Below are 12,980 nucleotides of genomic sequence, written 5' to 3'. Positions count from 1 at the left end.
GGTCGATGCCCGGGACGAGCCAGGTGCAACGTGGGTCCACTCATGGTCGTACCGGGGTCTGGTCAGGGCTTCACGCACTGGTGCCGGGTCCCGGTCGGCTGATCGGATGGGCTCATGACCACTGTCGCCAGCCATTCTGTCGCCCACCACAGTGTCGACCACGCTGACCGGCTCGAGGCACTGCCCGAGCGGGGTCCCTGGATGGCCGGTCTGGGTGCGCTGCTGTTGACCTGTGTGCCGGCGGTCGACCTCGCGATCGAGTCGACCATGACGTTCTGGGGCCTGCAGGGCGTCGATGCCGACCCGGCGTCGGCGCTCGTGCTGGGTCTGCTGTCGCTGGTGCTGCTGCTGGCGCCGGTGCTGGTCGGTGTGGCGGTGCGGCGCCGGTCGATGGTGGTGGCACTGCTGGCCACCGGTGCGATCCTGGTGGCGATGGTCGCCTCGTCGTTGTTCGCCTTCGCCTGAGTCCGGCACGTGCGCCCGCGACCGGCGGACCAGCGCTCATCCCACTCAGGTCACGTCGATGAACCCGCGCGCGCCGCGCTCGGCGTCGACGAAGGAGTGGTTGACGAAGGTGTAGCGGCCGGGCTCGCGGAAGACCATCTCGACGAACCCGCCCTGGGCCGGTCCCAACTGCAGCGCCTGCGCTCCGGTGCCGGTGGCCTCGGCGTCGTCCAGCAGGTGGGCCCCCTCCTTCCAGACCGTGTCGAACTGGCTGCCGACCACGTGGAAGCTGATGCCCCGGCTCGGACCGGCAGCCAACAGCCAGATCCGTACCCGCTGCCCGACCCGCGCAGTCAACGGCGCGTGCACGTACTGGTTGGCGTGGCCGTTGAACACCACGAAGTCGGGCTGCTCGTCCACGATCTTGGGCAGGCTCACCGGGTGCGGTGAGGTGCCCGGTGCCAGGTGCAACTCCGACTGCACCAGCACGTACTCGACATCGGCCGGACCCACGCCTTCGGGCACCGCGACCAGCGCCCCGTACATGCCGGCGGACAGGTGCGCACTCATCGGGGCGGTCGAGCAGTGGTAGAGCCAGATGCCGGCCCTGCGCACCTCGAAGCGGTAGTCGAGCTTCTCGCCGGGGTTGATCGTGCGCATCACCTCGTCGGGTGAGACGTCGCCGGCGTGGAAGTCGATGGAGTGGCCCATCGAGCCCTGGTTGTCGAGCACCACCTGCACCCGGTCGCCGCGCCGCACCCGGATCAGCGGCCCCATCACCTGGTCGTTGTAGACCATCGCCGCCATCGTCACCCCGGGCGCCACCTCGAGCGCAGGTTCGGTGACGGTCAGGGTGAGGTCGTGCGTGCGGGTGCCCGGTAGTTGGGGCAGCCGGGCGTCGCGGGTGGCGAAGTCGAGTCCCGGTGGTTGGGTGAGGTCGGCGGTGACCCGCTCGAGGTCGGACGACGTACCGCTGCCACTGTCGCGGTGGGACGAGGACTCGTCGGTGACGATCTGCAACTCCATGCCCATCGCCCGGTGCTGGCCCACCGAGCACCAGGCCACGGTCGGCGCGCTGATCGGGTCGGTGGTGAAGCTGCCGGTGGCACCGGGGGCCAGTCGTCCGGTGGTCAATGAGCCGAGCACGAGGTCGTGCACCTCGGCGTCGTCGTTGCGCAGGGTGAAGGCGATCCGGTCGCCGGGGGAGACCACCACCTGGTCGGGGTGGTAGCGCATGCCGCGGGCGGCGACCTCGACGGCGACGGTTCGTCCGCTGGCGGCCACGCTCGGACGAGAACCCAGCAGGGGTGGCGCCACCACCGCCGTGGCCGCCAGTGCGATCCCGGCGGCGGCCTCGAGCAGGTCGCGTCGTCCCAGGTCGGCAACCGGGGTCTCGGTGACCGGTTCGCGCTCGACGGCCGGCCGGCGCTCGTCCGTGCCGTCGCGTGCGGCCAGGGCACGGCTGGTGCGCACGTGGCTGGCGATCATGTGCACCGTGGCCGGCAGCGATGCGGCCAGGGCGAGCACGACCAGAACTTGCGAGACCGTGGTCGCCAGCGGGTCGGTGCTGGCCAGCCAGCCGATCAGCGCCCCGTTGAGCACGACGGTGCGCAGCGCCCCGAACCGCTGCATCGCCACGCTCGACGCGCGGACCACGACCGGCCCGCCACCCATCACGGTCGGCATCAGGTAGCTCATCGCTGCCAGCAGCAACTGCAGCAGGAAGCCCACCACCAGGGCAGGCGTCAGCGGCTGCAACTCGACGGTCTGCAGCGGGCTGTTCCATCGGCTCGCCACAACGGCGATCGCCAGCGCGTCCAGCACGACCAGCCAGCCGAACGCCGCAGCAAGCCCGTAGCCGGGCAGGTCGCGCGGAGGTTTGCGGACCGCGCAGGCCACCAGCGGGACGGCGATCACCACCAGTCCGAGCAGGTGGATCGCCAGACCTGCGGCTGCCAGCGGTCGCAGACCGATCAGGGCGCCGGCCACGGTCACCAGCACCCCAGCCAGCAGCAGGACGAGGCTGCGCTGCCCGGCCCTGTCCTGGCCGGGCACCATCTGGGTGCGAAGAACCGTCGGCCACAGCGTGATCAGGGTGGCCACCGCGGTCAGCCCGACGAACCCGAGCAGGTTCGCGGCCAGGTGGGCCAGCAGCAGTCGTCCCGCCCAGGGGTCGCCGACCGGGAAGGCCATCGTGGCCCCGAGCCCTGCGCCGACCACCAGCAGCAGCGCGGCCACCGCGTAGAACTTCACCACCACCCGGAACCGGCTGGGCAGGGCGCGGCGCAACTGGCGGACGATGTCGACCGCGTACCAGACCAACGCTGCGGCGACGCCGGTCGCCCCGACCATGGTCAGCCATGGCCAGCCGCCGACCATGCCGACCATGGTGGCCACCACACCCGCGTTGAGCAGCGCGATCCGGCGCACCTGCCAGGTACGCGACGAGGCGTCCAGCGGCACCTTGAGCAGGGCCTCAGTGAAGTGCTGGCCCCAGATCAGGATCGAGTTGGTGACCACACCGAGGGTGGCCATGTGCACCAGCAGCCAGCGCAGGTCGACGACCAGACTGACCAGGGCTGCCACCACCAGGGCAGCCATCCAGACCACGACCGGGCGTGAGGCACGGCGGTGCCACGCCGAGCGGTCCTGGACCGCGGCGCCGGGTTGACCGGTGGGTGCGGCTGGTCCTGGGGTGAGGGTCATCGTGGGCCAGTCTAGGTGGCCGGCCGCCGTGGTCGCGAGGTCCACCCGTGGGGGTGCCCTGCGCTGGTCGACGGGCCAACCTTCGGGGTGTGTCGACCTCGAGACGACCGTGGCGCGGGCCGGGTCGTCCTAGCGTGGCAGCTACCCACCCCCGGTGCACGAAGGAGCATCCATGGCTGACGACAAGGGACTCGAACACCTGTTCCACGACACCCTGCGCGACATCTACTACGCAGAACGCAACATCCTCAAGACCCTGCCCAAGCTCGAGCAGGCGGCCTCGTCCGATGAGCTGAAGGCGGCGTTCCGCAAGCACCTGAAGGAGACCGAGGGCCAGGTCACCCGGCTCGACAAGGTCTTCGGACTGATCGACCGCAAGCCGATGTCGAAGAAGTGCGATGCCATCGACGGCATCATCAAGGAGGGCGACGGCCTGATCGAGGACTACGAGGGCACCACCGCGCTCGACGCCGGTCTGATCTCGTCGGCCCAGGCGGTCGAGCACTACGAGATCACCCGCTACGGCACCCTGCGGCGCTGGGCCAAGATGCTGGGCATCAACGACGGCTACGACCTGCTCACCGAGACCCTCGAGCAGGAGGTCGCCACCGACGAGGCCCTCACCAAGCTGGCCGACATCGAGGCCAATGCCAAGGCCGCCGAGGTCAAGAAGCGCAGCTGACGCTCACCGACAACACAGTTCCAGGGTCTGCCGCGATGACGCGACAGACCCTGGAACGTGTGGGGTCGAACCCGGCTCAGCTGCCGGCGCCGACCATCGCCTGGTCGGTCTCGAGCAGCGTCTTGAGGCTCGACAGCACCCACGGCCAGCCGCCGCCACCCTGGTCGGCATCGCCCATGCCCTCGACGCTGAGCGCCGAGTTGGGGCGCCAGTGCAATCGTGGGTGAGCACCACGCGGGTGAGCGGACCGTTGAACTCGGTGAGTTCCCAGGTGAGCGTGGTGGGTTCGTTGGTCCACGCCGCCACCCAGGTGTGGACGAGGCGGTGCGGACGATCGACCTCGATCACCTGGCCGGTGACAGCGACGTCACCCATGCCCATCTCGCGCATCTCCTCGGTGGTGTCGCTGCGGTACTCACCGCCGGGCACGAGGTCATAGGTGACCGCACCGCCGTAGCCGTAGCGGTCGGAGAACTCGGGGGTGGTGATGGCGTCGAACACCTTCTCGGCGCTCGCCTGGATGTAGATGCTGAAGACCTGCACCTCGGGGGCCTTGCGTTCGTTCATTGTTCTTCCTCCAGTTGGTTCTTGAGGGCGACGAGCGCCGTGATGTGGGGGTCTGTGTACTTGTCGATCCAGCGGTCGTGAATCAACCTGATCGGCACGGGATTGAGGAAGTGCAGGCGCTCCCGTCCCAGCTTGCGGGTGGTGACCAACCCGGCCTCCTCGAGCAGCTTCACGTGCTTGGCCACCCCGAAACGGGTCATCTCGGTGGTGGCACTGACCACGGTCAGTAACTCGCCGAGCGTGCGGCCGTCACGCTCGAAGAGGGCGTCCAGGATCGTCCGCCGAGTGGGATCGGCGAGCGCCTTGAACACCAGGTCTTCCTGCATGCCTCGACGATAGGTGACCAAAAGGTCACCTGTCAAGAGGTTGAGCAATGTGCTCTGCGGCGCCCACGCCCGTTGAGGCACACTCTGGCGCGCGAAGCACACGCAATTGCCTGTGCTTCACGCACCACCCTGTGCTTCAACGAAAGGATGGACCCATGACCTCTGCGCTGCCGGACGTGACCACCCCACACCCCCGCTTCGACCGTTCCGCGGCCTGGCGTGCCGACCGGTTCGGCATGTTCATCCACTGGGGCGCCTACGCAGTCCCGGCCCGAGGCGAGTGGGTGCGCTCGATCGAGCGGATCACCTTCGAGGACTACGAGCCCGAGATCGAGGCCTTCGTGCCCACCGAGGTCGACTTCGACGCCTGGGCCCACCTGGCTTGGAACGCCGGCATGCGCTACGCGGTGATGACCGCCAAGCACCACGACGGCTACTGCCTGTTCGACTCGGCGCTGACCGACTACACCACCGTCAAGCGCGGCCCCAAGCGCGACCTGGTCGCCGGGTTCATCGACGCCTTCCGCCGCCGCGGACTCAAGGTCGGCCTCTACTTCTCGGTGATCGACTGGGCCCACCCCGACTTCCCGCACTTCGGCGACCGCCAGCACCCGATGCGCGACAACGAGGCCTTTCGCGACCACCAGCCCGACATGGAGGCCTACCGGGCCTACCTGCACGGCCAGGTGCGCGAGATCTGCAGCAACTACGGCCAACTCGACGTGCTCTGGTTCGACTTCTCCTACGACGAGATGACCGGTGAGGCCTGGGCGGCCAGCGACCTGATTGCCATGGTGCGCGAACTTCAGCCCACCGCGATCATCGACAACCGGCTCGAGACCTCCGGGTCGGGGCACGGTTCGCTGACCACGGACGATCCGCTGCCCTGGGCCGGCGACTTCGTCTCACCCGAGCAGGTGGTGCCCGCGCGCGGCATCGTCGACCCGTCCGGACGACCGGTGCCGTGGGAGGCCTGCATCACGCTCAACAACAACTGGGGCTACGCAGTCGACGACCACGAGTGGAAGTCGTCGAAGTCGGTGGTGCGCAAGTTGGTCGAGTGCGTGGCCAAGAACGGCAACATGCTGCTCAATGTCGGACCGGATGCCGAAGGCGTCATCCCCGAGGGTTCGCAGACCGTGCTCCGCGAGGTCGGCGAGTGGATGGCCGTGCACGCCGAATCGATCCGCGGCTGCGGTGCAGCCGGCATCGACAAGCCCGAATGGGGCTGGTACACCCGCAACGGCAACACCGTCTACGCCCACGTCTTCGACCAGCCGTGGGGGCCGCTGGCGCTGACCGGCATCCCCAAGGAACGGGTCGTTTCGGTGCGCAACCTGACCACGGGTGGCGAACTCGAGGTGTCGAGTGCTTGGTCGGTGTCGGCCTACCCCGACATCACCTTCGTGCAACTCGGCTCGTCCGACGTCGGCACCTTCGCCCTGCCCGACGACACCGACACGGTGGTCGAGATCACGCTCTCCTGATTCCGCCTGACAGGTCGGGCCGGCGACCCTCGCATGTGAGCGTGTTCACACTGCTCACGCGCTTTCTCAGGTCGCGATGGGTGGTCGGTCTGGTGATGGCCGTCTGCGCTACCGCCGCGACGTCGGCCTGCCCACCGCCCAGGGCACCTGCGGCGACAGTGATCGTCCGGTCGCCTACAGAGTGGTGCTGACCAACCCCGACGCCGAGGGCCCGGTGCCGTTCGAGTTCAGCGAGACCTCGGTGATGATTGCCCAGCGGCAGCCCGACTCTGCCGGCCTGGCGCCCACCGATGCCACCCTCGTGGTCTGGAAGACCTACCTACAGGCGGGACTGGTGAGCACTTGGGCGTCCTGCGTTGCGCCGCCTCGGCCTGCGTGGTCGGCTTGGTGTGACCCCCTCGCCGGGGCCATTCGAGCAGACTGGAGAAGGACCCCCATGCCTCGTGAGTTCGCCGTCATCGGCTGCGGTTCGCGCGCCAACATCGGACTGAACATTCCCCGCATCGACCCCGACGCGAAGGTGACCGTGGCCGTCGACCCCTACGACGACGGCCAGGCCCGCGCCCGTGAACTGTTCGGTGACGAGGTCAGGCTCTACACCGACGTCGACCAGATGCTCGCCGCCGAGACCGACCTGGCCGGCGCGCTGATCACCTCACCCGACTGCGAGCACGCCGAGCAGGCCGAGAAGACCCTGCGGGCCGGCATTCCCACCTACCTCGAGAAGCCGATGGCGATCCACACCGAGGACGCCGACCGGCTGCTCGCGGTGGCCGCCGAGACCGGCACCAGGCTGTTCGTCGGCCACAACATGCGTTTCATGGGTGTGGTCTCGATCATGAAGAAGCTGATCGACGAGGGGGCGATCGGGCCGGTGCGCGCGATCTGGTGCCGCCACTTCGTCGGCTTCGGCGCTGACGCCTACTTCCGCGACTGGCACGTCGAGCGCCGCTACGGCAACACCCTGCTGCTGCAGAAGGGTGCCCACGACATCGACGTCATCCACTACCTGGCCGGCGCCTACACCGAGCGCGTGCAGGCCTTCGGCGCGCTCGCCGTCTTCGGCGACACCCCCGACAAGCTGCCCTCGAAGGGACTGCGTTACAGCGACGACCGCTTCCCGATGAACAAGGGCATGGCACCCGAGATCACCGGCCTCAACGCCGAGCTGGACATGGAAGACCTGGCCCAGGTGAACATGGTGCTCGAGGGCGGCATCCTGGCCAGCTACCAGCAGTGCCACTTCACGCCGGACTACTGGCGCAACTACACCGTGATCGGTGACCTCGGACGCCTCGAGAACTTCGGTGACGGCGAGGGTGGCGTTGTCAAGGTGTGGAACCAGCGGGTCAACATGGCCTATGAGGCCGACCGCGAGATCGCCATCACCGGCGACTACGGAGGCCACACCGACGCCGACCTGCTGATCATGACCGAGTTCCTGGCCTACGCCGCTGGCGAGATCGACCAGACCCGGGTGCAGAGCGTGGCTGCCCGCAACGCCGTCGCCACGGCGGTCGCCGCGGCTGAGTCGATGCGCAACGGCGGCGTACCGATCGACGTGCCCAAGCCCTAGGGCGTGTTGGTAAACGGATTTGGGGCGCCTCGCCGTCAGGCTTGAGTCATGGTCGCGAGACGAGAGATCACCGACGAGCAGTGGGCGGTCCTGGAGTCGTTGTTTCCGTCGCCGAAGGGTCGGGGACGGCCCCCGATGGACATGCGGTTGACGGTCGAGGGGATCGCGTGGCGGTTCCGCACCGGGGCGCCGTGGCGCGATGTCCCGGAGCGGTTCGGGAACTTGAACTCGATCTATCAGCGGTTCTCCGAGTGGTCCGCGGACGGCACCTGGGCCACGCTGCTCGCGACAGTCCAGACTCGGGCGGCTGCCAGGGACGAGGTGGAGTGGACGGTCTCGGTGGACTCCACGATCACGCGTGTACACCAGCATGGTGCGACGCTCCCGCGCCACACAGGGGGCTGGGTCGAACTACAAGAAATCCCTTCGTTCGCAGTGCAGATCCCGAGCCGCCTGATCACGCGATCGGTCGTTCGCGGGGCGGTGTGACCTGCAAGATCCACCTCGCCGCCGACGGCGCCGGCAGGCCGTTGGGTCTGCTGCTGACCAGCGGGAACGCCGCGGACACCACCTACTTCACCGAGATCCTCGACACCATCAGCGTCCGCGACGGGCGCCCGGGGCGACCACGCTGTCGGCCCGACCGGGTACTGGCCGACAAGGCCTACACCTCCGCTGCGAACCGGACGTTCCTCACCGCCCGCGGCATCAAGGTCACCATCCCCGAACGCGAGGACCAGAAGGCCGGCCGCGCTCGCCGCGGGTCCAGGGGTGGCAGGCCCCGCGGCTTCGACGCAGCCGCCTACCGAGGCCGCAACGTCGTCGAGCGCTGCTTCAACAAACTCAAACAGTGGCGCGGCATCGCAACCCGCTACGACAAGACCGCCCGCGCCTACCTCGCCGGACTCACCCTCGCCGCAACCCTCATCTGGACCCGATGACAGCCTTTACCAACACGCCCTAGGGGAGGGCTGGTACCTTCGGGCGGATCTACCCGCCGCGTCCGTGGGGAACGTGACGCCGCCGCTGGAACCGAGCCTCGACCGGAAGCGGCGGATCGCGGGTCAGGCCGCTCTCGGTGGGTCGGTCGCCGGGTTCGCGGGGCTGTTGGCGCTCGGCGTCTTCGCCGGCAGCCGGCCACCGATGGCCGACCGGCGCTTCGCCGGCCTCGCTCCCGGCGTCGTGGCGCGGCGGGGCGCCCTGGACACGGAAGCACGGCGTGACGACGTCATCCCGGTGCGGTTCTCGCCGCCCGAGCTGACGCCTGCCGAGGCCGGGGCCCTCCTGGAGAAGAAGTACCGCCCCACCCAACTCGCAGCAACGCTGGTCGAGTTGGCGGTGGCCGGCTCGGTGCGGGTCACGACCGATCCGCTCACGGTCGTGCGGACGGGGCAGGAGCCGCCTTCCCGCACCCTGGCCCACAAGGTCTACCAACAGGCGACGAAGCCCGGCTCGGGGCGGAGGGCCGCCGCGCTCTCGGACAACCGGCTCCGAGGCATGGCGAAGGCGGCCCAGGACGCCGCGGCCAAGACCCTCAGGGACACCGACTACGTCGTCGGCCCCGCCGTCGAGCGCCGAGCCCGGACCGAGCGAGCCGGCCTCCTGCTGCTGGTGGTGCTCGGCGTGGGGGTGGCGCTGGGCGTCGTGACCGCGATCTGGTCCTCGGTGGGCTGGGGGTCGTCGGTCATCGCGATCTGGTTCTTCGGGCTGGCCGGGTTGCTGATCGGGCTCGCCGTCGGCGTCGGTCGGAGAAAGGGCCCGGCGCTCAACGCCACCGGCACCGCTCTGCGTGACCAGACGATCGGGTTCCGGGAGTACATCGCGACGGCCGAGGCCGACCAGCTCGACTTCGAAGCGGACGCGGACATCTTCCGACGCTACCTGCCGTGGGCGGTGCTGTTTGGGCTGACCCGGCGCTGGACGCGCGTGTGTCAGCAACTCGCGGACGCGGGCCGGATCCCGCCGCTCGACGTGACCTTCTGGGGCGACGGGATGACCGCTGCCGACCTCGTCCGGGGCATCGGACGCCTGGACAGCTCCGTGGGCCGGGCCAGCTTCGCCAACACCGCCTCCAGCGCGGGCGGGACGTTCTTCTCCGGCGGCGGTTCCGGAGGATCGTCCGGCTTCAGCGGGGGCAGCTCGGGCGGCGGCGGGGGCGGGGGCACGAGCGCCGGCAGTTGGTAGCCGACCGGCGCGGGCGGCTCAGGCCGCGTCGTCCCCCGGCTGCGGTTCGCGCTCGGCCAGCTCCGCGCGCAGCAGCGGACCCGGTTCGATGACGATCGCGTCCGATCCCGTCTTGACCCCCGCGTCCGCGAACGCCTGCAGGACCGTCGAGATGACTGCGTTGCGCGCCTCCAGCGTTTCGAGTTGGAGGGAGCCGCTCCAGAACCGGAGCTCGAGCGTCACGGTGGCCGCCCCGACCTTCGTCAGCAGCGCCTGCGGGGCGGGCTCGGGCAGGACGCTGGGGAGGGCCTCCATCGCCCGCACCGCGACGACGCGGGCCTGTTCCAGGTCGGTGGTCTCGTCCAGCCCCACCTCGACGCTGGTGCGGACCTGCTCATAGCCCGTCTGCACCGTCACGATCTCGCTGTGCAGGACGGTGTTGGGGACCACCACGAGCCGGCCGTCGAAGGTGCGGACCACCGTCGAGGACAGCCCGATCGAGGTGACCTGCCCGCGGATGTCGCCCACGGCGATCTGGTCGTCGACCCGGAAGCGGTCGCGCCCGAGCAGGACGAGACCGGCGAACATGTTGCCCAGGACCGTCTGGAAGGCGATGCCGGCCGCGATCGAGACGATCGTGACGCCGCCCAGGATGTCAACGGGCTTGACGCTCGGGAAGACCAGCGTGAGCGCGGCGCTGAACGCGATGAACAGGATGGTCCATTGCGCCACCCTGCTGAAGACGCGGGCGGAACTGCGTCCGCGTCCACGCCAGAGCAGCAGCCGCTCGGCGCCGAGCCGCACGAGGTACGCGGCGACCGCCCCCGCCGCGAAGACCTGGAGGGCGAGCAGGGCTCCGGCCCAGGTGATGGTGCGCGGCATCAGGCCCTCCGTCCAGCGTGGACGGCCGCGAGATGTCGGTCGAGGCAGTCGATGTGCTCGGGGCGGGCCACGCGCTTCAGGTCGGTCAGGATCTCGACCAGGCGGGCGTTCACCTGGGGAGCGCCCGCCCCGTAGTGGACGATCTCGGTGAAGGACAGGTCGAGGAGGTCCGCGATGCGCTGGGGTCGCCACACCACCCGGACGCGGTCCTCGTCGTCGCGCAGGTAGGGGGAGGGTTCGGGCCGCCGCAGCAGCGGCCGAAGCAGCCGCTGCAACTCGTCGAGGCTCTGGACAGCCGTCGTCGGGTCGTTGATGCCCGGCGACAGCGCCCGGGTGGCGATGTCGACGAGCTGCTGGAAGCCGTACCCGGGGTCGAAGTCGAGGACCCGCTCGGTCTCGAGGATCACCGCCTCCTCCATCTTGTCGGCGACCTCGGAATCCATCCCGAACAGCCGGGCCAGGGGCTGGCCTTCGGTGCGCTGGTCTCCGTGCCGGACGAGAAGTTCCACGACGCCGTCCTGCTCGGCGGCCACCTCGACCAGCCGCGCGTAGTTGACCGCGGCCACGCGTCCGTGTCGTTCGGCGCAGGACACGACCCCGGACGGCGGCCCGAGACGTGGCTCCGGCGGCGGCGCCGCGGGGATCTCGGGCAGATAGAGGCGGTCGACGGTCCTGGCCGTCGCGTCCCCCACCCGCGAGATGACTCGGCTCACCTGGATCGAGGTGGTGATGTAGTGGATGAAGGCGAGGAAGAGGGCGACGCTCGCCACGACCAAGAAGAACGCCAAGGACACCGACACCTGCGGCACGAACGGATCCTCGTCGGACCCCCTCACCGACCGGAGGACGGTGAGGCTGTAGACGAAGGACGCGGTGAACACGCCGAGGGTGAACTGCGAGACCCGGTTACGGAGGAACGAGCCGAGGAGCCGCGGGGTGAACTGGCTCGAGGCGAGCTGGAGCACGACCATCGTGATCGAGAACACCAGGCCGGTCACCGAGATCATCGCGCCGGCGATGGAGCTCAGCACCGTCCGGGCACCGTCGGGGCCGCCCTGAAACACGTAGGGCAGGGCGGCGGCCAGCCGCTCGTCCAACAGGGGGAGCACGAGAGCCACCACGAAGCTGGTCGCGACCACCGCGAGCGGCACCGCCCAGAACGGGGTCCACAGCCGGATCCACCAGCTGCGGGCGGGCGGGGAGAGCTCTTTGGCGGTCAGCTCGGCGGTGTCCACCGCGCCATTGTTGCAGCGTGACCCGCCCGGCAAGCCAATTCAGGCCGGCGTCCGCCTCATCGAACTTCCGCCCCGGCCTCGTCCACGTCCGGTTCCAGGACCAGGTCGCCCCGACGGATGGCCAAGAGCAGTTCGCCCACGCGAACCAGACGGGGGAGTGTGATGATGACCAGCCCGCCCAGGGCGTTGGCGGGGATGACCCAGGCGAACCAGGCCAGCCAATCCGCGTACGTGGCCTCCCAGCCGGCGTGGAGGGCTGCGAAGACGATGATCGAGTTGAGCGCGCCGTGCAGCATCCCCAGGCCGACGACGAGCAGCCCGCTGATGAGCGCCAGCACCATGCCTGCGAGGTCGTTGTCGGTCCCCTGCTGCATGCGGGTCACCAGCGTGATCGTCGATCCGGCGAGGACGGCCAGGGCGAGCGCCTCGGGCCACGGCCGCTCGGCCAGGTAGCCCTGGGCGGTCGCGATGAACAGGGCGTGGTAGCGGGGGAACGCGGCCACCAGCAGCCACGTGAACAGCCACCCGCCAGCGAGGTTGGTCACGAGCGTGACGAACCACAGCCTGACCAACTGCACGATCGTGCCCTGCCCGGCCACGATCGCGTTGATGGGCAGCAGGAAGTCCTCGGTGAACAGCTCGCTGTGCGCCATCTTGAGCGCGATGAGCCCCACCCCGAAGGCGAGCCCTGCCAGGATCTGGGAGCCGGTGGCGTCCTTGACCAGCACCATCGCCATGATGCCGAGACCGACGTCGACGCCGCCGAAGAAGCCGGTGACGATCAGGGCCCGCCACGTCCGGTTCAGGCGTTCCGCACCGGTGAGCGCGGTGTGGCGTGCCTCCGCGACGAGGGCGTCCTCTGCCGGAGCCCCGGAGGCGCCGTCGGCGGCGAGGTGGATCTTGCAGGTCACA

11 protein-coding genes and 1 pseudogene are annotated in these 12,980 nt (G+C 69.5%); 6 read left to right on the top strand and 6 right to left on the bottom strand.

The annotated features are described in order from the left end of the window. The first annotated feature begins 114 nt into the window (after window positions 1–114). Window positions 115–465 (top strand): hypothetical protein, encoded by a 351-nt coding sequence (locus tag IE660_RS05920; protein WP_203567428.1) that lies wholly within the window; start codon window positions 115–117, stop codon window positions 463–465. A 45-nt stretch (window positions 466–510) separates the two neighbouring features. Here IE660_RS05920 and IE660_RS05915 read toward each other — a convergent pair whose 3' ends face one another. Next, window positions 511–3,150, bottom strand: coding sequence for a multicopper oxidase domain-containing protein (locus IE660_RS05915; protein WP_203567427.1), 2,640 nt, complete (start codon window positions 3,148–3,150; stop codon window positions 511–513). 172 nt (window positions 3,151–3,322) lie between these two features. Here IE660_RS05915 and IE660_RS05910 point away from each other — a divergent pair, with 172 nt between their 5' ends. Beyond that, entirely contained in the window at window positions 3,323–3,832 is a 510-nt protein-coding gene (locus IE660_RS05910) for a YciE/YciF ferroxidase family protein (protein WP_203567426.1), read from the top strand. A 3-nt stretch (window positions 3,833–3,835) separates the two neighbouring features. On the opposite strand, the gene IE660_RS05905 is transcribed toward IE660_RS05910, so the two are convergent. Both IE660_RS05905 and IE660_RS05900 read right to left on the bottom strand, forming a co-directional pair. Beyond that, complete coding sequence (locus IE660_RS05905; RefSeq protein WP_203567425.1) at window positions 3,836–4,399, bottom strand: SRPBCC domain-containing protein; 564 nt, start codon at window positions 4,397–4,399, stop codon at window positions 3,836–3,838. Continuing rightward, complete coding sequence (locus IE660_RS05900; protein WP_235997117.1) at window positions 4,396–4,725, bottom strand: ArsR/SmtB family transcription factor; 330 nt, start codon at window positions 4,723–4,725, stop codon at window positions 4,396–4,398. Before IE660_RS05900 ends, IE660_RS05905 begins: the two co-directional genes overlap by 4 nt. A 155-nt stretch (window positions 4,726–4,880) precedes the next feature. Between IE660_RS05900 and IE660_RS05895 the strand changes: the two genes are divergently transcribed. The 4 genes and pseudogenes from IE660_RS05895 to IE660_RS05880 all read left to right on the top strand — a co-directional run bounded on the left by IE660_RS05895 (window position 4,881) and on the right by IE660_RS05880 (window position 9,972). Then, window positions 4,881–6,212, top strand: coding sequence for an alpha-L-fucosidase (locus IE660_RS05895; RefSeq protein ID WP_203567424.1), 1,332 nt, complete (start codon window positions 4,881–4,883; stop codon window positions 6,210–6,212). A gap of 76 nt (window positions 6,213–6,288) precedes the next feature. Further along, window positions 6,289–7,788: a Gfo/Idh/MocA family protein gene (locus tag IE660_RS05890; protein WP_203567423.1), complete on the top strand. Its 1,500-nt coding sequence runs from the start codon at window positions 6,289–6,291 to the stop codon at window positions 7,786–7,788. Between the two features lie 48 nt (window positions 7,789–7,836). Further along, a pseudogene (locus IE660_RS05885) lies at window positions 7,837–8,729 on the top strand (IS5 family transposase). Between the two features lie 73 nt (window positions 8,730–8,802). Continuing rightward, a complete protein-coding gene (locus IE660_RS05880; protein ID WP_203567422.1) occupies window positions 8,803–9,972 on the top strand; it encodes a DUF2207 family protein in 1,170 nt (389 codons plus the stop codon). Window positions 9,973–9,990: 18 nt separating this feature from the next. Here IE660_RS05880 and IE660_RS05875 read toward each other — a convergent pair whose 3' ends face one another. From IE660_RS05875 to IE660_RS05865, 3 genes are all read right to left on the bottom strand, one after another. Beyond that, window positions 9,991–10,833 (bottom strand): mechanosensitive ion channel family protein, encoded by an 843-nt coding sequence (locus IE660_RS05875; protein WP_203567421.1) that lies wholly within the window; start codon window positions 10,831–10,833, stop codon window positions 9,991–9,993. Then, window positions 10,833–12,068: a DUF2254 domain-containing protein gene (locus IE660_RS05870; protein ID WP_203567420.1), complete on the bottom strand. Its 1,236-nt coding sequence runs from the start codon at window positions 12,066–12,068 to the stop codon at window positions 10,833–10,835. Before IE660_RS05870 ends, IE660_RS05875 begins: the two co-directional genes overlap by 1 nt. A 56-nt stretch (window positions 12,069–12,124) precedes the next feature. Continuing rightward, on the bottom strand, window positions 12,125–12,980 hold an 856-nt coding region (locus IE660_RS05865; protein ID WP_203567419.1), incomplete at its 5' end, for a formate/nitrite transporter family protein.

Source organism: Aestuariimicrobium ganziense, from assembly GCF_015352975.1.
Taxonomy (GTDB): domain Bacteria; phylum Actinomycetota; class Actinomycetes; order Propionibacteriales; family Propionibacteriaceae; genus Aestuariimicrobium; species Aestuariimicrobium ganziense.
This window is presented reverse-complemented; position numbering and strand designations above follow the sequence as displayed.

Excerpts from the sequence above, each read along its gene's own strand:
- IE660_RS05920 (WP_203567428.1), top strand. The coding sequence starts at position 115 with ATGACCACTGTCGCCAGCCATTCTGTCGCCCACCACAGTGTCGACCAC.
- IE660_RS05915 (WP_203567427.1), bottom strand. The coding sequence starts at position 3,150 with ATGACCCTCACCCCAGGACCAGCCGCACCCACCGGTCAACCCGGCGCC.
- IE660_RS05910 (WP_203567426.1), top strand. The coding sequence starts at position 3,323 with ATGGCTGACGACAAGGGACTCGAACACCTGTTCCACGACACCCTGCGC.
- IE660_RS05905 (WP_203567425.1), bottom strand. The coding sequence starts at position 4,399 with ATGAACGAACGCAAGGCCCCCGAGGTGCAGGTCTTCAGCATCTACATC.
- IE660_RS05900 (WP_235997117.1), bottom strand. The coding sequence starts at position 4,725 with ATGCAGGAAGACCTGGTGTTCAAGGCGCTCGCCGATCCCACTCGGCGG.
- IE660_RS05895 (WP_203567424.1), top strand. The coding sequence starts at position 4,881 with ATGACCTCTGCGCTGCCGGACGTGACCACCCCACACCCCCGCTTCGAC.
- IE660_RS05890 (WP_203567423.1), top strand. The coding sequence starts at position 6,289 with ATGGGTGGTCGGTCTGGTGATGGCCGTCTGCGCTACCGCCGCGACGTC.
- IE660_RS05875 (WP_203567421.1), bottom strand. The coding sequence starts at position 10,833 with ATGCCGCGCACCATCACCTGGGCCGGAGCCCTGCTCGCCCTCCAGGTC.